Raw genomic sequence first — 18,567 nt, forward strand, 5'->3', positions numbered from 1 at the left:
GCCTCCGTAGCTTACAAAAAGCTTTTACGGAGAAAACCTATCGAAAAGGGTAAAAGTTTTAAAGAAAACTGCTGAAAATTAGAAAGATAGACGCTTTATAATGCGTAAGCTATGAGAGTAACGTTTCTTTTCGGTATCATAAATACCATTATGGTCTAACGTGTCGATGCGCACTTCTCCATGGGCATGTATGATTTTCTGCCCCTCCAGCACAATACCCACATGAGCAATTCGTCCTTCGTCGTTAGAGAAAAAGGCTAAATCACCGGGTTGCGACTGCGTTACAAAGTGCACCTCCTCCCCATGCGACACCTGCTGATAAGCATCGCGGGGCAACTGGTACCCACAGATACCAAATACCTGCTGTGCAAACCCCGAACAATCGATACCGAAAATGGATTTGCCGCCCCACATGTAAGGAGCTTTGATAAAATTAAGTGCCACTTTAACTAGCTGTGCTGTAGTGGCTGGCACTAAGGGATTTGAAGCACGACCATTGTAAACCATACTTTCATCATTCACCCGAATACTCATCCCATCAAAGAAAGGAAGATAGCTGCCAACACCTATAGGAACACGAGTATTGTTGCCGGTTACTACCTGTAGCAGATCCAGGGCTCGTGGGTGAGTTTTACTAGCCCATTCCTTGTAATAGTCTCCTGCAGTTGGTGTGTGTTGCTTTTGATCTATCCAACCCTGATAGCCATCCGATGCTAATTGCACGCGCAGCCAACTACCATCTCTGGACATTACCTCATAGCATTCGCCAAAAAGAACCTGCGTTACTACCTCTGCTTTATCAGAAGCTTCGGAACGCATCGGCACCAAACTAAGTGAGCATATCCCGTATTCCACGATTTTCTAATTTTAAATGAGTGATTGTTCTTTGAATGAGAGATTACAGAATGATGGGTTAGCAAATTAATTGTCGATCACTAAGTCAAATGCAAGACTATTGACCGAGCTATTAATAGTTCACTCTTTCAAAATTCACTTAATATCCTGCCCTGTCCATTTCGCGCTTCACATCTTTTTCTTTGATGTCTTGCCGCTTATCGTACAGCTTTTTACCTCGGGCCAGCGCAATCTCTACTTTAGCAAAGCCACGATCATTTACAAAAACACGTGTAGGTATAATGGTAACGCCTTGCTCCTCTGCTCCCGACTCCAGTTTACGAAGCTCACGCTTGTTCAACAGCAGCTTGCGTGGGCGCATCGGTTCGTGGTTATAGTGTGTACCCTCGGTATAAGTAGATATGTGCAGGTTATGCAACCAAAGCTCTCCGCTTGTGAACACAGCATAGCCATCTTGCATATTTACCTTACCCTCTCTTATAGACTTGATTTCAGTACCCTTTAGCATAATGCCTGCAGTATACTTATCAATAAACTGATATTCGAACGAAGCTTTACGGTTTACGATGTTAACGTGCTTCTGAATTCTGTCTTTATCTTTTGCCATTTATACTTTCTTCGGCGCCAAAATTCTGGCTAGTTTCTCTTTTTTCAAAATCTTCTGTCCCGTCTGCCCGTCTGCCACCAATCTCTCACCTACAGTGGCTTTGTAGCTACAGATCACCTCATACACGTCATACTTCTCCAGGGTGGCTACTATAGTTATACTATCGCCCTCAAAAGCTGGGGCTTTATGATTGATAGTCAAACAAGTACCTATACCCTCTTCATCTTCTGCTTTCATATCCAAAACAAACAACCTGCCTGCCCATTCTGCAGCCTGCGCTAACGAAAAAGTAGAGCAAACAGCGTGTACCAGACCATCTTCGAAACGGGCAAAGTCTGCGGCAGTTACGTGTTTTATATAGGTTCGGGTGGCGCCTATCTTAATATTCTTTGTTGCTGCCTGTTGGTTGTTTTCTTTCATACTTTTCAGATAAAGTATAAATACGTTATGGTATGAATAATATTCCCTGATCTAGCCTCAATATCAGTCAATAATCAGCAACTAAAACTTGAGTCTAGGCTCCGGGCTTACGTACTGGTCAGCAAAATCACCTTTCAAGTACTGGTAGTGTGCCGCCATGGCAATCATACCGGCATTGTCGGTGCAGTACTGGAAAGCCGGAATATATACGTTCCAGTTATACTTTTTAGCTGATTCCTGCAGTGTTTGGCGAAGCCCTGAATTGGCCGACACCCCACCTGCTATCGCAATTTCTTTTATGTCCAGATCATTAGCAGCCAGCTTCAGCTTCTTCAGTAGCGTCTTGATCAAGGTCTTCTGTACGCTGGCGCAGATGTCGTTGATGTTCTCCTCCACAAAATTCGGGTTCTCCTTTACCTTGTCGCGCAGAAAGTATAAAACAGAGGTTTTAATGCCACTGAACGAGAAGTTATACTCTGGCATGTTGCCCACCGGAAACTGGAAGGCATCCGGGTTGCCTAATGCAGCCTTCTTATCCAGCATTGGTCCGCCCGGGTAAGGCAGGCCCAGCATTTTAGCTGTTTTATCAAAGGCCTCTCCTACGGCATCATCGGTTGTCTGGCCAATAATTTCCATGTCTAGGTGATCTTTTACCAAAACTATTTGTGTATGGCCACCACTAACGGTTAAACATAGGAACGGAAATTGCGGTTTAGGATCATCGATAAAGTGCGCTAAAATATGCGCCTGCATGTGGTTTACCTCAATTAAAGGTATGCCCAACCCCAACGCAAACGATTTGGCAAAAGAGCAGCCAACAAGCAAAGCACCCAAAAGGCCGGGGCCGAGGGTAAAAGCAACTGCATTTAACTCACTTTTACTTACATTTGCTGTTCGCAAAGCCTGGTGTACAACAGGTATGATGTTCTGCTGATGTGCTCTGGAAGCTAATTCAGGCACCACACCGCCATACTGCTCGTGCACAGCCTGCGTTGTTACTATATTAGACAATACTTTGCCGCCCCGTATAACGGCAGCGGAGGTATCGTCGCATGAGGATTCGATCGCTAAAATCGTAGGTTCAATCATCTTTTGGAAAAAGAACAGTCAATAAATTACTTCAAAGTTATAGGAAAAGCTATTCTAAAAATAGTTTTAGGGCTAATCCTGTTCCTTTTACTCGTTTTTGCGACTGTTTTTGTGGCTATTCGCTTCCCGGGAGTGCAGACCAGGATCGTAAAAGAAGTAGCTTCTTATTTTTCTGACCGCTTAAACCATGAGGTAAGTATAGGTCGCGTAGATATTTCCTTTTTCAGTGAGGTAGTACTAGAAGATGTACTGGTGAAAGACTACCGGGGCAATGAGCTCTTTTATATTGGCAAGGCAGATGCTGAGATTGGCACCTGGTCCGTTTTTAACCCAAATACACTAAATATAAGCACCCTCACCCTGGATCAGCCCCGGGCCAGCCTTGTAGTGTATGAAAAAACCGACTCTCTTAATATGAGCAGGTTCATATCTGCCCTCGGCAATTTGTTTGTAAAAGACACCACCAAACCATCTCAGCCATTTTACTTTACCCTGGATGAGCTGGTGCTGAACGATGGCCGTTTTATTTACGATGATTTCAGGAAGGTTCCTACTGCAGAAGGCATGGACTATGCCCACATGACCTTTGACAATATAAGCGGACGGTTTAACGAACTGCAACTCGATGACACGCTGAAAGCCAACATTACAAACTTCAGCACCATTGAAGCCCGCTCTAATACCAAGCTGCACAACCTGGATACCCGCATGACCTACGCCTCCACCTTCTGGGAGTGGGACCAGCTAGACCTGCAGGTAAACGAAAGTAACCTGAAAGATTTTATACGCTTCGACTATGAGGAGTTCGGAAATTTTACCGAGTTCAACGATAGTATAAAAATGACGGTGCGGCTACAGGACTCTAAAGTATATTTCAAAGACATTATAGTTTTTGCTCCGCAGATCAAAGAATACCAAAAGGAAGTAATTCAGGTAAATTCCGCGGATTTTAAAGGCAAGGTAAAAAACTTTACAGCCACCGATGTGGACCTGGAGTACGGCGAAAACACGCGCATCATTGGAAGTATAAGTGCCGATGGCCTGCCAAACTTTAAAGAGACTTTTGCTAACCTGCGTCTGAAGTCTTCAACTATTAATGCCCGGGATATACAGCAGTTTCTTCCCCGGGACGCATTTAATATTGCTTCACGCCTTGGCACTGTACGTCTGGATGGCCGCTTTCTGGGTTTTTACAATGACTTTGTATCCAATGGTAATTTCTCTACTGCCTTGGGTAGTTTACGTTCAGATATTAACCTAAAAATTGATGACAATACCCGGCGCTCTTCCTACAGCGGTTTCCTGACTACAAACAGCTTCAACATTGGGAGACTCCTGAATATTGAAGACAAGATCAGGACGATTTCGATGAGTGGCAAGTTAGAAGGCTCTGGTTTTACGCTACAGGATGCTAACGTAAATATGGATGCCACCATCAACCAGGTACAGATGCTGGGGTACAATTACCAAAACATTAAGGCTAATGGTACACTTGCTCAACAAACCTTTACAGGCCAGGTTTCTGCCAACGACCCAAACCTTACGTTTACAGCAAACGGTGTAGTTAACCTGGCACAACAGCAACAGGCGTTTAATATGATGGCAGATATCAGGCGTGTAGACTTGCAAGCCTTAAAAATCTCTGATGTTCCCTTCTCTTTAAGCGCCAATGCCAATCTTAACTTTAGCGGCCTAAGTTTGGATGCCTTTGCAGGAAGTGCCCAATTAGATAGTGCTTTTATCAGCTACAAGGGCAAAGACCTTGCATTAGATACCATCGCGGTAAACTCTGAGGTTGCGGGTGGCCAGAGAAGCCTCGCCCTTACCTCCGACTTGCTAAACCTGAAGGTAAACGGCAACTTTGACTATACCACACTGATTGACGACCTGAAAACGCTGGTATATGAGTATGAGCTTAACTTCGAGAGTAACGATGCCGCCACCGATGCCTACTATGCCCGAAAGTCCAAACAGCCTAGTCAGGAGTACGCTTTAAATTACAACATCAACCTGAAAAGGCCTCAGCCACTTTTTAACCTGTTTATTCCCGACCTGCATATCTCCTCTCCTACTACTATAGAAGGATCATTTCGGCACGAGAACACGGTTATACTTACGCTTTATGCAGCTGTAGACACACTGCTCTACCAAGACTATGAGCTGTATAATAATGCCATAGAACTAAACACATCAAAAATACAGAACAACCCTGACGTACTGGCGGCTGCACTTTTCACATCACAAAAACAACAACTGCCTGGCGCCGGTGCCACACAAGATTTTTACCTGGAAAGCATCTGGAGTGAACGTAAAATAGATTTTGCAACCAGCATTCGGCAACCAGAGCTTAATAACAGAGCCTCTATTACAGGAGACCTTAACTTTTTGCAGGATCAGATACAGATTGTATTTGACAGATCTAACATTGTAGTACAACAAAACGCCTGGGCATTTAACCCTGGCAATACCTTATATATAAGTGAAGCGGGCAAGAAACTTGTTTTTGAGAACTTTTCTCTTTCAAACAAAGATCAGGTCATCAGGGCCGAAGGCGAAGTGTCAGAGGCGCCAGATAGCAAGTTGGTGGTAAATGTAGATAATTTTGACCTCCGTAACCTAAACCCACTCCTGACAATGCCTATAGCAGGCAAGGTAACAGGCGAGGTTATAACCCAGGATGTTTATCAGAACACCACCTTCGACGGGAGTATGCGGGTAGACTCATTTTACCTGGATGCAGTTTATATTGGCAATGTGCAAGGGCAAACGCATTGGAATAACAAACTTAAGCAAGCCTCTGTAGATGTCGGGATTGAACGGGATAACAAAAAAGTATTAACTGTTACAGGTAACTACAGCCCATTAGCCAACGAAGACCAACTAGACCTGCTGGCCGTGCTCGATCAGACCAATCTGAAACTGGTAGAGCCGGTGCTGAAAGATATTATGTCTGACCTAAACGGGGAGATGGAAGGCAGGCTGCGCATACTTGGCCGACTTGATTACCCGATACTCAAAGGCTCTGTAATGGTTACAAAAGGCCAATTTACATTTGATTACCTGAACACAGCCTATACTTTCTCCGACAGAATATACTTTGACGCCAACAGCATCAGCTTCCGGAACGCTCAACTACGTGATATCTTTGGTAACCGTGCAACAGTATCGGGTGGTATCGCCCACGATGGTTTCCAAAACATGGTGCTTGACATCGATGCCCGTTACAAGAACTTTATGGTGTTAAATACCACAGAAGAGCAGAACGAGTTATTCTACGGTACCGCGTTCGCCTCTGGGTCTGCCAGTGTCTTGGGCCCTACTGATAATCTGCAGGTAAAAGTGGATGCCACCAGTAACGAGAACACACGTATCGTACTGCCACTCGATTATCAGACAGATGTAGCTCGAAAAGACTTTATCCGGTTTGTAGAGAAAGAAGGTGCCGATACAACAGGCATCGGACTGGCTGTAGAGGACCAGCAGGTCGACCTATCTGGCATTAACCTGGACTTTAACCTGAATGTTACCGACGACGCATACTTTGAGATCATCATCGACAGAACCACCGGTGACGTGATCAGGGGCAGCGGCAACGGCGACATCAGGATGACCATCGACACGCGGGGTGAATTTAACATGTATGGCGGCTTCGAAATTACGAATGGCGCTTACAACCTTAACCTGCTTGAGGGGCTTGTAAGCCGGGAATTCAGGGTAGTACCGGGAGGCACTATCACTTGGAATGGAGATCCGACAGCCGGTGTCATGAACATTGTGGCAGAATACACACAACTTACTTCGCTACAGCCGCTAGGCTATCAAAACGTTCGGGAGCCAGTTACAGTAGAGATCGGATTGACCGGCCCACTTTTAACACCTCAGGTTGACCTTGGCTTACGATTGGCTACAACTGATATTTCTATACTTAATAGTATAAACAATGATGAAACAGAACTGAACAGGCAGGTCTTTAGCTTGCTGGTATTGCAACGCCTTACCACACCGGGCTCCCTTACCCTGGAAAGCGGCGTGGGCGCAAGTGCGGTGGGTGGTAGCTTAGGTAGTTTACTAACTGGGCAGCTAAATACCTTCCTGAGCAGCATCGACAGCAACCTGGAGATAGACATAGGTTTAACGGGCATCAACCAAGAATCTCTCTCTACCCTGCAACTGCGCCTGAGCTATACTTTTTTCCAGGGCAGGCTAAGGGTAACAAACCAAACAGGTATTGGAGGCAGCAACGAACTAAACGGAGCTAACAACGCTACCAACTATGTTGGAGACTGGTTCTTAGAATATTACATTACACAATCAGGCGAGCTCAGGCTAAGACTGGAATACAGCACCACTCCCCGCACCTACTTCGACTACAGAACTTCTGTGGCATCAAGGCAACGTATCAGCTTTTTGCACACGAAGCGTTTTGATAACTTGCGGGAGCTGTTTGGCAGCCAGAGGCGCGAACGAAGGCAGCAGGAACGGGAATTAGAGCGGGAAAGGATCATTCTGGATTCCGATCCAAGATTAAATCTATAAAAGCAAAAAGGCCTGGCAAGTATAAAGCCGGGCCTTTTTGCTTTAGAAGGGGCTTATCCGCTATATTTCTAAATAATATTTCTATTTTTGTGAGGAAGCTCGTAGTATGGCAAGAAACATTAAACATATCAAGAAAAAGAAGTTAGGTAATTACCCTCACCTGATGGTGGTATTCAGCATATCGCTGGCCCTGTTTGTGATTGGGCTTTTTGGTTTGCTGCTAATCCACGCCAGCAAACTCTCTGATAAAGTAAAAGAAAGTATTGAAATGCAGGTTTACCTTGATAAAAACCTGACCGATACACAGCTTACCCGCTTGCAAAAAACATTTACCGCTAAAGATTACGTAGCGCAGCAAAACGATACGGCACAAGTACGTTTTATCTCTAAAGAAGAAGGTGCAAAGGCTTTTTTAGATGAGACCGGCGAAGACTTTATGGAATTCTTGGGCGATAACCCGCTGCGCGATGCCTATGTGCTTAGAATTGACGCAGACCACTCCAGCTCACCCGAACTCAAAAGTATAAAGCTTGACTTGGAATCTGTGAACGGCGTGTATGAAGTACAGTATGTGGAGAGCCTGATAGAATCTATCAACTCCAATATTGAGAAAATCAGCGTCCTCTTGCTGGCATTTGCAGGTATACTTATACTTGTAGTTATCATACTTATTAATAATACAGTAAAGCTGGCGTTATTCTCGCAGCGTTTCTTGATCAGGAGTATGCAGTTGGTAGGTGCGACATCGTATTTTATTCAGCGGCCCTTTTTAAACAGAGCCGCATTGCAGGGTATGATAAGCGGTGTTGTAGCCTCTATGCTGTTATTTGCCCTGATGCAGTACGCTTACCACGAGGTAGAAGAGTTGAAGTTGCTGCGCAACGACGAGCAAACCTATCTGTTGATGGGTGCGTTAGTGCTTATCGGTATTGTGATCGGGTTCTTAAGCTCTTACAGAGCTGTACGTAAATACCTTGGCTTATCTTTAGATGAACTATACTAAACATGGAAGAAAATAAAGACAGACTGGCCTTCGGCAAAAAAAACTATACTCTTATGCTTATTGGCATAGTGGTATTAGCTGTAGGTTTTATCATCATGACGCTGGATAAAGAGGCATATGGCCTTGGATTTATGGGCATCACGTTGGGCCCAATAGTAGTAATGGCAGGCTTTATTATTGAGCTGTTTGCTATCATGGTAAAGGATAAAACACATAGATAAATGAGTATTTGGCAGGCTATCATATTAGCCATTGTTGAAGGGCTTACCGAGTTCTTACCTGTTTCGTCCACCGGACACATGATTATCGCTTCGAGCCTGATGGGTATAAACGAGCTGCCGATAACCAAGATTTTTACAGTTAACATACAGTTTGGGGCTATACTTTCGGTAGTAGTGCTGTATTGGCGCCGCTTTGTACAGGGTATAAACTTTTACTTTAAATTATTCATTGCTTTTATACCTGCCGCCGTTTTAGGGTTTGCCTTTAACGACATCATCGACTCGCTTCTGGAGAGTGTTCTTGTTACGGCAACTATGCTGGTGTTAGGAGGAATTGTACTCCTGTTCGTGGATAAGTGGTTCCGCAACTCAGATAACACTGAGATTACTTATAAAAACGCTTTCCTGATTGGCTTAGCACAATGTCTGGCTATGATACCAGGTGTTTCAAGGTCGGCTGCCTCCATTATCGGCGGTTTGGCGCAGGGCATCGACAGGAAAGCTGCCGCAGAATTCTCTTTCTTCCTGGCTGTACCTACCATGCTGGCTGCTGCTACCTACAAGCTTATCACTGATCTGCTTGGCTTAGAGCTATCTGACCTTTTAAAGTTCGACATCGTTAAAATAACTAACAGCTTTGAAGTGATCACATCTGATGATTTGCAGATACTGCTGGTTGGTAACTTTGTAGCCTTTATCGTAGCCATGCTGGCGATTCGCTTCTTCATCAGCTTCTTGACAAAGTATGGCTTTAAAATGTTTGGCTACTACAGAATAGCACTTGGTATTGCCTTGCTTGCACTGCTTGCCATGGGCGTAGACTTAAGAGTATAATTATGGACTATAATTTTGCCGAAGGCGAAATACTACTAATAAACAAACCACTCGACTGGACATCCTTTGATGTGGTTAAGAAGGTGCGCAACACTATACGTGTTAAAAAAGTAGGCCACGCCGGCACTTTAGACCCTCTGGCATCGGGGCTGCTTATACTTTGCACAGGCAAGTATACTAAGCGCATCGAAGAGATTCAGGGGCAGGAAAAGGAGTATACCGGTACAATCCGCATTGGTGAAATTACCCCTTCTTACGACCGCGAGACCGAAGTAACCGAGACCTGCGACATCAGTCACCTGACAGAAGACGAAATAAAGGCAGCTGCCAAGCAATTTGTTGGCACCATAGAACAGGTCCCTCCTATCTATTCAGCTGTGATGGTAGACGGTAAGCGTGCCTACGACCTAGCCAGAAAAGGAAAGTCTGCAGAGCTCAAGCCCCGTACCATTACCATCAAGGCATTTGATATCAACAAAATAGAAGGCCCTGAACTGCACTTTAGCGTAATCTGCACAAAAGGTACTTACATTCGCAGCCTGGCGCATGACTTGGGTAAGATATTAGGTTGTGGAGCACACCTTTCTTCTCTGGTTCGAACGCGCATTGGCGAGTATAAACTGGAAGATGCCCTTACGATAGAAGACATCCAGGAAATCAGAAAAAAGCAGCTAGAGGCGAATGAAAGTAATTCGTGATATAGCAGACTTTCCGCAATTAAGTTACCCCGTTGTTACCAGCGGTACTTTTGATGGCGTACACATTGGCCATCAGAAAATACTGAGGCGTGTAATAGAGCGCGCCAAAGAAAAAAACGGGCAAAGTGTGGTGATTACTTACTGGCCACACCCCCGTCTGGTGCTCTTTCCGGAAGATAACAAGCTAAAGCTGCTTTCTACTATTGAGGAGAGAATTGATCAGTTGAGCGGCTTTGGAATTGATTACCTGCTGATTATACCTTTCACAAAAGAGTTTTCGCGTACCAGTTCCCGCAGCTTTATTACCGATATACTAGTTAAGGCACTTAATACAAAGCTCCTAGTTATTGGCTACGACCACCGTTTCGGTAAAAATCGTGAGGGTAGCTTCGAAAACCTAAAGGCGCGGTCTGCACAGTATGGCTTTGAAGTAGAAGAGATTCCGCGCCAGGATATTGATGACGTTGGAGTTAGCTCTACCAAAATCCGCAAAGCCCTGGAGGTTGGCGATATTGATACAGCTACCTTATACTTAGGACGGAAGTATACGATCACATCTACTGTTATAGAAGGTGATAAAATTGGCCGTACTATTGGGTTTCCTACTGCAAACCTGGCACTTCCCGAAGCTCATAAGCTTACACCTGCCAATGGCGTATATGCAGTTATAGTCTCTCTTGATAATGAGAACTACCCTGCTATGATGAACATAGGTTTACGACCTACGGTGTCAGGGAAAGATCTTTCATTAGAAGTGCACATACTTGATTTTAACCAAGATATCTACGGCAAAAGTATAACAGTAGAATTTGTAGAGCACCTGCGCAACGAGAAGATGTTTAGTGGACTGGATGAACTGAAAACGCAGTTAAAACGAGACGAGGAGGCAACCAGGAAGGTACTGCAAGTATGAGGTATAGACAATAAATTTCACCTAAGATAAAACCTATTTCACCCAAAAACGAAAAGCCATACATTGTATATGGCTTTTTTTCTATCTATCTTACCTACTACAGAAATAAAATGTATAACAGTGCTTTTATGGAGAAACAAGTAGTTATTACTTGCTTTAGTACATGAACACATCAGCACAATAAACCAACTATGATTAATAAAACTGTTAAGAACGCACAAGAAGCTCTACAGGGCGTGCAAGACGGCATGACTCTGATGCTTGGTGGTTTTGGCCTGTGCGGAATCCCGGAGAACGCTATTTCAGAGCTACTTAAGTTAGGCGTAAAAGACCTGACCTGTATTTCTAACAACGCCGGTGTAGATGATTTTGGTATTGGCCTGCTGTTGCAGAAGCGCCAGGTAAAGAAAATGATTTCCAGCTATGTAGGTGAGAACGCTGAGTTTGAGCGCCAGCTTCTTTCAGGAGAACTCGAGGTAGAACTTATACCACAGGGCACACTGGCAGAGCGTATTCGCGCAGGTGGAGCTGGTATACCTGCCTTTTTTACGCCGGCTGGTTACGGCACCGAGGTAGGCGAAGGCAAAGAAAGTCGTGAGTTTAACGGCAAAATGTACCTGATGGAAGAGTGGCTTAGAGCTGATTTCGCTTTTGTAAAAGCCTGGAAAGGCGATACGGCTGGCAACCTGATCTACAAAGGAACAGCCCGAAACTTTAATCCAATGATGGCTACGGCCGGCAAGATAACTGTTGCAGAGGTAGAAGAGCTGGTACCAGCCGGCGAACTAGACCCAAATATGATTCATACACCTGGCATTTTTGTACAGCGCATTTTCCAGGGCGAAAAGTATGAAAAACGCATCGAGCAGAGGACAGTTAGACAGGCTTAAAACGAAACAACATGGGACTTGATAAAAATCAGATAGCGAAAAGAATCGCAAAAGAAGTTAAAAACGGAATGTATGTTAACCTGGGTATTGGAATTCCAACCCTGGTAGCAAATTACATTCCAGATGGTATAGAAGTAGTGCTGCAGTCGGAGAATGGATTACTAGGTATGGGCCCCTTCCCTTCCGACAATGAAGTAGATGCTGACCTGATTAACGCAGGCAAGCAGACAATCACAACCCTGCCAGGCTCCTCTATATTCAGCTCGGCAGAGAGCTTTGGCATGATACGCGGCGAGCACGTTGACCTGACCATACTTGGCGCTATGGAGGTATCCGAGAACGGCGACATAGCCAATTGGAAGATACCAGGCAAAATGGTAAAAGGTATGGGCGGCGCCATGGACTTAGTGGCCTCTGCCAAAAATATTATCGTAGCCATGCAACATACTGCACGTGATGGCTCTTCTAAGCTGCTAAAAGAATGCACCTTGCCTATTACCGGCCTGGAATGTGTGAAGAAGATCGTTACTGACCTTGCTGTTCTGGAAGTGGTTGAAGGCGGTTTTAAGCTGCTGGAAAGAGCCCCCGGAGTAAGTGTGGAGGACATCAAAAAAGCTACAGAAGGCAATTTAGTTATTGAGGGCGAGGTGCCTGAAATAAAAGTATAAGACTTTGGTTTTAAGCTCTGAAAGCGCAGTTTAACAGCTGCGCTTTTTTATTTTCGAAGTTTGAAGAAATCTAGCACATAGCTATGCTTAAATTATAATATATCAAAACTACATAAACTACACGTATATTAGTAGCAAGTATAAATTGCGATAAAAACACAAATGAGCGAAAGAAACGAGACCAGCTTTGAGCACAGGCTTTTGCTGCGCCAGCTCGAGCTGAAGGATTACAAAGAAGTAAAAAATATCATGGACTTGGTGTACTCTAATATTGATGGCGCCTGGACCAGAAAAGAGTTCTCCAATCTGCTAAAGAAATTTCCAGAGGGCCAAATTTGCATCGAAGATAATGGCACTGTAGTAGCTGCTGCACTTAGCCTCATTATTGATTACGATGAATATGGAGATAAGCACACCTACGATCAGATAATAGACAAAGGCTCTTTTAAAACACACGACCCGGATGGTGACACACTGTATGGTATAGATGTATTTGTACACCCTGAGTATCGCAACCTGCGCCTGGGCCGACGCCTATACGATGCCCGGAAAGAGATTTGCGAAAAGCTAAATCTGCGTGGCATAATTGCCGGGGGCCGTATACCTGGCTATAAAAATTACGCCGATAAGCTTACACCTGCTAAGTATATCGAAATGGTGCGCAACAAGGAGTTGTCAGACCCTGTCCTGTCGTTCCAACTGAGCAACGATTTCCACGTGCGCAGAATTCTGAAAGGTTATTTGCCAGACGATAGAGACTCTCGGGCTTACGCTACGCTGCTGGAATGGGTAAATGTATACTACGAGGAGAAAGAGAAGCTGATAGGCGGCAAAAAAACAGTAGTTCGCATAGGTATTGTGCAGTGGCAGATGCGTGCGGTTAAGAACCTAGACGACATGATGCAGCAAATCGAGTTTTTTGTGGATACGGTGAGCTCTTATAAATCAGACATGGTGGTGTTCCCTGAGTTCTTCAATGCCCCGCTGATGGCCCTCACAAATGAAGAATCTCCATCAGAAGCCATCAGAAGTATGGCTGAGTATACCGAAGAGATCCGTGAAAGAATGGTGCAGATGGCTCTGTCGTACAACATCAACATCATTGCCGGCAGTATGCCTGAGTATTATGATAACAAGCTTTATAACGTAAGCTACCTCTGCCGCCGCGACGGCACCTATGATGCACAGTATAAATTGCACGTAACCCCTGACGAGTCACATTACTGGGGTATGCGCGGCGGACATAAGCTTAAAATATTTGACACAGATATTGGTAAAATAGGTATCCTGATCTGTTACGATGTTGAGTTCCCGGAACTGGCACGCATGCTATCCGACATGGACATGAAGATCTTGTTTGTACCTTTCTGGACTGATACCAAGAACGCCTACCTGCGCGTACGTCGTTGCGCCCAGGCCAGAGCTATTGAAAACGAGTGCTATGTAGCTATTACCGGTAGCGTGGGCAACCTGCCAAAAGTAGAGAACATGGATATCCAGTATTCTCAATCTGCGGTATTCTCCCCTTCCGACTTCGCCTTCCCGCACGATGCTGTGGTAGCCGAAGCCACTCCTAATACCGAAATGACGCTTATTGCCGACCTAGACCTGGACCTGCTGAAGGACTTGAACACAGCTGGTAGTGTGAGAAATTTAAGAGATAGGCGTAAAGATTTGTATAGCTTGAGTTGGGTAATGCGGAAGGAGGAGTAAACTCCAAAATTAACAAGGCCGCTATTGCATAAATAGCGGCCTTGTTAATTTAAAAAAATACTTGTAAAATATTATTTAGTGGGTCTGGCTTTATTTAGTACCACTATAACTCCAAATAGAAAGGAAACTATTGCTCCTATAAGGATATACTTTATCAAATTAGGTCCTGAAGGATATAGTCTAGGGGCAAAACCTGTTATAACTTCTACGTTTTCTAAACGATCAAGATTTGCTGATAAACTAACCTGCTCTTTATACATATTAACACTTTCTCGGTATAAATTAGTAGGATCAATCGGCTGGCCGTATACAAATCCATTTACAGGTCCTCTAGGTGAGCCTATTTCAGTTTTGATGCTATCAATAGAGGAAATCTCACTCTCTAACTTATTAATTAAACTTTCAAGTTGCTTTTGTCTTATCCGCTTTTGCTTAGCAAAATAACGATTATTTTCTAGGTAGTTAGTTATTGCAGGCTCCATCGAATTAAAAAGCTTACGATCATATAGCAGTAGCTCAATTTTGAAAGGAGATCCTACTAGAATACTATCTTCTTCAATTCTATCTTCATCCAAGTTAGAAAAGTTTAATGCTTTAATTTGTTTCGCTGCTTCTAAGTTAATATCTAGCCTATTAGCAATTTCCTCAAAATTATCTTCTTTAACCATATCAGTAAGCTTACTAAGTTGATCCTCAATAAACTCATTTCTGATATTTGAAAGCATGAGTGTCATGGTTGAGCTGTAGTATGGCTTAGTAACGTAAAAAGCCAAATAGCCAAGAGCACCGCCAATTAACACAAATAAGATCAGAAGCCATTTGTATATAAAAAGAAGCTTAAAGAAGTAAGAAATCTTTTGACCTATACGGTTAGCGAATAAGTTGATCTTATTATATATAAAATACAGATCTATCTCATCATGCTGTATGTTATTTTTTTCTCTCTTCTCCTGCTGTTTATTCTCGTACATTTGTAGTTTCTTTATGCAAATATAATGATATTTGGTTCTCTAAGATATTAATCTAAAAATCAGGTTTTCTAATTGTTGAAAATAATTATTATGAAGAATAATATATACTTATATAAAATCTATTAAAGTTAAGATTCAAATATTGATCATATAATCTATATCATTATTAATTACTAAAGTCAAACTATGAAATCCATCATTAAGAAAATACAAAATAAATATTATAATATTCCGATTTATAGACCTCAGAAAAAGTCTAGTCCTCAAAAACTGATAAATATCGTTTCAGCTTGGGAAGGATTAGAACTTATAATTGAGGATATTTTAGAAAGATTCGATATAGGTAGAGACAGGTGTATAGAATTTGGAGTTGAATTTGGTTACTCATCTGTTGCTTTTTCAAACTATTTTAAAGAGGTAATTGGAGTAGATACTTTTGAAGGTGACATACACACGACCCATAAAGGAAACCACTTCGAAGAAACTAGACAGGCTCTTTCTGCTTTTAATAATATAACTTTAGTCAAGTCTGCTTACCAAGATTGGATTAAACAAGACAACAGTAAATATGATTTAGCTCATGTAGATATTGTACACACTTATGAACATACTTTTGAGTGTGGCCTTTGGGCTGCGAAACACAGCAAGTGTACAATATTTCATGACACCGAAAGCTTTGTTGAGGTAAGAAAAGCTGTAATAGATATTGCTAAAGCAACCAGAAAAAAAGTTTATAATTACCCTCACTGCAATGGTTTAGGCATAATTGTTTGACCATTTTTAGATTGCCTTAATTCAAATAAAGTATATTACAAATAACTATTGAAGGTATAGCTAAATTTAACCTTCATAGTTTTAATTTCATCAGCTTTATTAGGGTCAATCATCCATAGCTACATCAGAAACTATTAACTATTTACACAATTAACTCATTCAGTTCATGAAAGTAAGCTTTGTCATTTTGACTTGGAATCGCTACAAGTTTCTTGAAAGATGTATTCAAGAGTTAGTTAATAGTATCGACGACGAACTGAATAGTGAAATAATTGTAATGGATAATGGTTCAACTGATAAAACACCTGAGGTTTTAAACAGGTTTGTTAATAACAATCTTGTAAAAATTATTAGAAGAAAGAAAAATTACGGACTTAATGCTTATAAAAAATTATTCAAGCAAGCTTCAGGAGAATATGTGGTAATTGTTGACGATGATGTACTTAACTTTCCGAAAAGTGTAGATAAAATTTTCATCGATTACATGACCTCTTTCCAAGATTATGGTTTTTTAGCACTAAACGTTATTCAGAACGAGTTTACTAATGGTGCAAAGCCAGAACCTTCTTTTTATGTAGATGATACTAAAGAAGATAAAACAATTGAGCAAGGACCTACAGGTGGCTGGTGTTCCTGCTTTAGAGTGAAAGACTATAGCAAAATCCGACTTAGATTTTTATTCACAAATTTGAACATGAAACGAGGTGAGGATGGACTTATAACGAAACTACTTTATAAAAAATTGGGACTAAAATCAGGCATAATAAAGAAAGAATACTGCTTCCACGCTTGTGGTCCTTACTATGCAAAAGAATTTGGGCACCTTGACCGTGAAATTGAGAAGTACAAAAATTCGGGATTGAAAAACTTTATTGATATATACAAACAGTATAAATAATAAAATGAGCAAGAAAGCTTCTCTTAAATTCATCTCAGGTAAACTTGATTAAACCATATTTACTTCAGCAGAACATATTCATTTATACAGCTTATTTTACCAAACGATTATTTAAATACACTTGAATACAAAAGCTAAAGTTCAGAATTTTATAAACAAAATAAGCAATGAAGAATCCAAAACCTTAATTGCAAACTTCTTTTCACTTGGATTCATACAAGGCACTAATTTCCTACTATCGATACTTACTTTCCCTTATATAATCAGAACAGTTGGTGTAGAGAACTTTGGTATTGTCACTTTTTTTCAAGCTTTGATGTTTTATTTTACTGTCTTGACAGACTACGGCTTTAATCTATCGGCCACTAAAGAAGTGTCTACGCATAGAGGTAATCTACTTAAGGTATCAGCAATATTTTCTGAAGTGTTAGCTACAAAAACAATACTCTTTGTCGCATCGCTATTTGCAATTTTTGCATTTTTTTTCTTCCTTCCTGAATATAGAATATATATTACACTTACATTATTTAGCTTAACTATTGTATTGGGTCAACTTATAATCCCAACTTGGTTTTTTCAAGGAATTGAAAAGATGAAGTACATTACATATATAAATATAATCAACAGAGCACTTTATGCTATACTTATTTTCCTATATATAAAGCAAAAAGATGACTATATCTATATAAATTTGATTAATGGCGTAAGTTCAATAGTTGGTGGTATATTGATTTTAGGTATAGCTTTCAAAAAATTCCAAATTAAAGTTCATCTTCCATCTTTAGAACAAATTAAGCAACAATTAGAAGAAGGATGGAATATCTTCTTTTCAAATGTTACTGTTACGATAGCTAACAATACAAATATTTTAATTTTAGGATTTTATGCCAATCCTTTAGTGCTTGGATACTATAGTATAGCTGAAAAAATTTTCATAATTTTTCGATCATTTGCGATCATACTTCATCAAGTTATTTATCCAAGAGTATGCTTTCTTGCGCAAGAATCAACTTCTATGCTCACTCACTTTTTAAGAAAAACTACAGCTGTAATAATCGCTGCATTTCTATCTCTTTCAATTGTTACTTTTTTCCTCTCCGATTACATAATATATTTAGTATCAGGGCAATATATAGATGAAGCATCACTTATACTAAGAATCATAGCCATAGGTCCTCTAATGGCTGCCCTTGCTGTACCTGCATCACAGGTTATGTTAGCAAACCAGCTTAGTAAAGATTATGCTGTTATTTTGAGCATCGGTGCAGTTTTGAATGTAAGCTTGAATTTTATATTGGCTTATTATTTTAAAGCTGTTGGAACTGCTATTTGCATCTTAGTCACTGAAACTGTAGTTGTTTGCACCCTATACTATGTTTTATATAAGTACCATCCTAAGTACATCTTCTTTAATAGGAAAGCTATAGCAAAGCAAAGTGATTACTTAGAATTTGAATAATCAGTAGACTATATCAGC

At 41.7% G+C, this 18,567-nt stretch carries 17 protein-coding genes; 12 read left to right on the forward strand and 5 right to left on the reverse strand.

Going from position 1 to position 18,567, the window contains the following annotated elements:
• Positions 1–78 precede the first annotated feature (78 nt).
• From WG943_RS11420 to tsaD, 4 genes are all read right to left on the reverse strand, one after another.
• A complete protein-coding gene (locus tag WG943_RS11420) occupies positions 79–855 on the reverse strand; it encodes a C40 family peptidase (RefSeq protein ID WP_340409082.1) in 777 nt (258 codons plus the stop codon).
• Between the two features lie 139 nt (positions 856–994).
• Complete coding sequence (gene smpB, locus WG943_RS11425) at positions 995–1,462, reverse strand: SsrA-binding protein SmpB (protein ID WP_340409084.1); 468 nt, start codon at positions 1,460–1,462, stop codon at positions 995–997.
• Positions 1,463–1,882, reverse strand: a complete 420-nt coding sequence (locus WG943_RS11430; RefSeq protein ID WP_340409086.1) for a thioesterase family protein — start codon at positions 1,880–1,882, stop codon at positions 1,463–1,465.
• Between the two features lie 81 nt (positions 1,883–1,963).
• The gene (gene tsaD, locus WG943_RS11435; protein WP_340409088.1) at positions 1,964–2,971 is read right to left on the reverse strand and encodes a tRNA (adenosine(37)-N6)-threonylcarbamoyltransferase complex transferase subunit TsaD; all 1,008 of its coding nucleotides are present in this window, start codon (positions 2,969–2,971) and stop codon (positions 1,964–1,966) included.
• Positions 2,972–2,974: 3 nt separating this feature from the next.
• On the opposite strand from tsaD, the gene WG943_RS11440 reads away from it, so the two are divergent.
• The 9 genes from WG943_RS11440 to WG943_RS11480 all read left to right on the forward strand — a co-directional run bounded on the left by WG943_RS11440 (position 2,975) and on the right by WG943_RS11480 (position 14,447).
• The gene (locus WG943_RS11440; protein WP_340409090.1) at positions 2,975–7,507 is read left to right on the forward strand and encodes a translocation/assembly module TamB domain-containing protein; all 4,533 of its coding nucleotides are present in this window, start codon (positions 2,975–2,977) and stop codon (positions 7,505–7,507) included.
• 106 nt (positions 7,508–7,613) lie between these two features.
• Entirely contained in the window at positions 7,614–8,510 is an 897-nt protein-coding gene (locus tag WG943_RS11445) for a cell division protein FtsX (protein WP_340409091.1), read from the forward strand.
• A gap of 2 nt (positions 8,511–8,512) precedes the next feature.
• On the forward strand, positions 8,513–8,731 hold the full coding sequence (locus tag WG943_RS11450; RefSeq protein WP_340409092.1) for a DUF3098 domain-containing protein: 219 nt from the start codon (positions 8,513–8,515) through the stop codon (positions 8,729–8,731).
• Positions 8,732–9,565: an undecaprenyl-diphosphate phosphatase gene (locus tag WG943_RS11455; protein ID WP_340409094.1), complete on the forward strand. Its 834-nt coding sequence runs from the start codon at positions 8,732–8,734 to the stop codon at positions 9,563–9,565.
• Between the two features lie 2 nt (positions 9,566–9,567).
• Positions 9,568–10,263, forward strand: a complete 696-nt coding sequence (gene truB / locus WG943_RS11460) for a tRNA pseudouridine(55) synthase TruB (RefSeq protein ID WP_340409096.1) — start codon at positions 9,568–9,570, stop codon at positions 10,261–10,263.
• Positions 10,247–11,176, forward strand: coding sequence for a bifunctional riboflavin kinase/FAD synthetase (locus tag WG943_RS11465; RefSeq protein WP_340409097.1), 930 nt, complete (start codon positions 10,247–10,249; stop codon positions 11,174–11,176). Before truB ends, WG943_RS11465 begins: the two co-directional genes overlap by 17 nt.
• A 191-nt stretch (positions 11,177–11,367) precedes the next feature.
• Positions 11,368–12,066, forward strand: coding sequence for a CoA transferase subunit A (locus WG943_RS11470; RefSeq protein WP_340409099.1), 699 nt, complete (start codon positions 11,368–11,370; stop codon positions 12,064–12,066).
• A gap of 11 nt (positions 12,067–12,077) precedes the next feature.
• Positions 12,078–12,734 (forward strand): CoA transferase subunit B, encoded by a 657-nt coding sequence (locus tag WG943_RS11475; protein ID WP_340409101.1) that lies wholly within the window; start codon positions 12,078–12,080, stop codon positions 12,732–12,734.
• Between the two features lie 162 nt (positions 12,735–12,896).
• Positions 12,897–14,447 carry a GNAT family N-acetyltransferase gene (locus tag WG943_RS11480; RefSeq protein WP_340409103.1) on the forward strand — a complete coding sequence of 517 codons (1,551 nt, stop codon included), beginning with the start codon at positions 12,897–12,899 and terminating at the stop codon, positions 14,445–14,447.
• Positions 14,448–14,518: 71 nt separating this feature from the next.
• Here the strand turns inward: WG943_RS11480 and WG943_RS11485 are convergent, their stop codons facing one another.
• Positions 14,519–15,418 carry a chain length determinant protein gene (locus WG943_RS11485; protein WP_340409104.1) on the reverse strand — a complete coding sequence of 300 codons (900 nt, stop codon included), beginning with the start codon at positions 15,416–15,418 and terminating at the stop codon, positions 14,519–14,521.
• Between the two features lie 186 nt (positions 15,419–15,604).
• On the opposite strand from WG943_RS11485, the gene WG943_RS11490 reads away from it, so the two are divergent.
• The 3 genes from WG943_RS11490 (at position 15,605) to WG943_RS11500 (ending at position 18,549) form a co-directional block, all read left to right on the forward strand.
• Positions 15,605–16,192, forward strand: a complete 588-nt coding sequence (locus WG943_RS11490; protein ID WP_340409105.1) for a class I SAM-dependent methyltransferase — start codon at positions 15,605–15,607, stop codon at positions 16,190–16,192.
• 166 nt (positions 16,193–16,358) lie between these two features.
• Positions 16,359–17,090, forward strand: coding sequence for a glycosyltransferase family 2 protein (locus WG943_RS11495; protein ID WP_340409107.1), 732 nt, complete (start codon positions 16,359–16,361; stop codon positions 17,088–17,090).
• A 121-nt stretch (positions 17,091–17,211) separates the two neighbouring features.
• Entirely contained in the window at positions 17,212–18,549 is a 1,338-nt protein-coding gene (locus WG943_RS11500; protein ID WP_340409109.1) for a flippase, read from the forward strand.
• The last annotated feature ends 18 nt before the right edge of the window (positions 18,550–18,567 follow it).

Origin of the sequence: Pontibacter sp. H249 (assembly GCF_037892465.1) — a bacterium.
Taxonomy (GTDB): domain Bacteria; phylum Bacteroidota; class Bacteroidia; order Cytophagales; family Hymenobacteraceae; genus Pontibacter.

Excerpts from the sequence above, each read along its gene's own strand:
- smpB (WP_340409084.1), bottom strand. The coding sequence starts at position 1,462 with ATGGCAAAAGATAAAGACAGAATTCAGAAGCACGTTAACATCGTAAAC.
- WG943_RS11430 (WP_340409086.1), bottom strand. The coding sequence starts at position 1,882 with ATGAAAGAAAACAACCAACAGGCAGCAACAAAGAATATTAAGATAGGC.
- tsaD (WP_340409088.1), bottom strand. The coding sequence starts at position 2,971 with ATGATTGAACCTACGATTTTAGCGATCGAATCCTCATGCGACGATACC.
- WG943_RS11445 (WP_340409091.1), top strand. The coding sequence starts at position 7,614 with ATGGCAAGAAACATTAAACATATCAAGAAAAAGAAGTTAGGTAATTAC.
- WG943_RS11450 (WP_340409092.1), top strand. The coding sequence starts at position 8,513 with ATGGAAGAAAATAAAGACAGACTGGCCTTCGGCAAAAAAAACTATACT.
- WG943_RS11455 (WP_340409094.1), top strand. The coding sequence starts at position 8,732 with ATGAGTATTTGGCAGGCTATCATATTAGCCATTGTTGAAGGGCTTACC.
- truB (WP_340409096.1), top strand. The coding sequence starts at position 9,568 with ATGGACTATAATTTTGCCGAAGGCGAAATACTACTAATAAACAAACCA.
- WG943_RS11465 (WP_340409097.1), top strand. The coding sequence starts at position 10,247 with ATGAAAGTAATTCGTGATATAGCAGACTTTCCGCAATTAAGTTACCCC.
- WG943_RS11470 (WP_340409099.1), top strand. The coding sequence starts at position 11,368 with ATGATTAATAAAACTGTTAAGAACGCACAAGAAGCTCTACAGGGCGTG.
- WG943_RS11475 (WP_340409101.1), top strand. The coding sequence starts at position 12,078 with ATGGGACTTGATAAAAATCAGATAGCGAAAAGAATCGCAAAAGAAGTT.
- WG943_RS11480 (WP_340409103.1), top strand. The coding sequence starts at position 12,897 with ATGAGCGAAAGAAACGAGACCAGCTTTGAGCACAGGCTTTTGCTGCGC.
- WG943_RS11485 (WP_340409104.1), bottom strand. The coding sequence starts at position 15,418 with ATGTACGAGAATAAACAGCAGGAGAAGAGAGAAAAAAATAACATACAG.
- WG943_RS11490 (WP_340409105.1), top strand. The coding sequence starts at position 15,605 with ATGAAATCCATCATTAAGAAAATACAAAATAAATATTATAATATTCCG.
- WG943_RS11495 (WP_340409107.1), top strand. The coding sequence starts at position 16,359 with ATGAAAGTAAGCTTTGTCATTTTGACTTGGAATCGCTACAAGTTTCTT.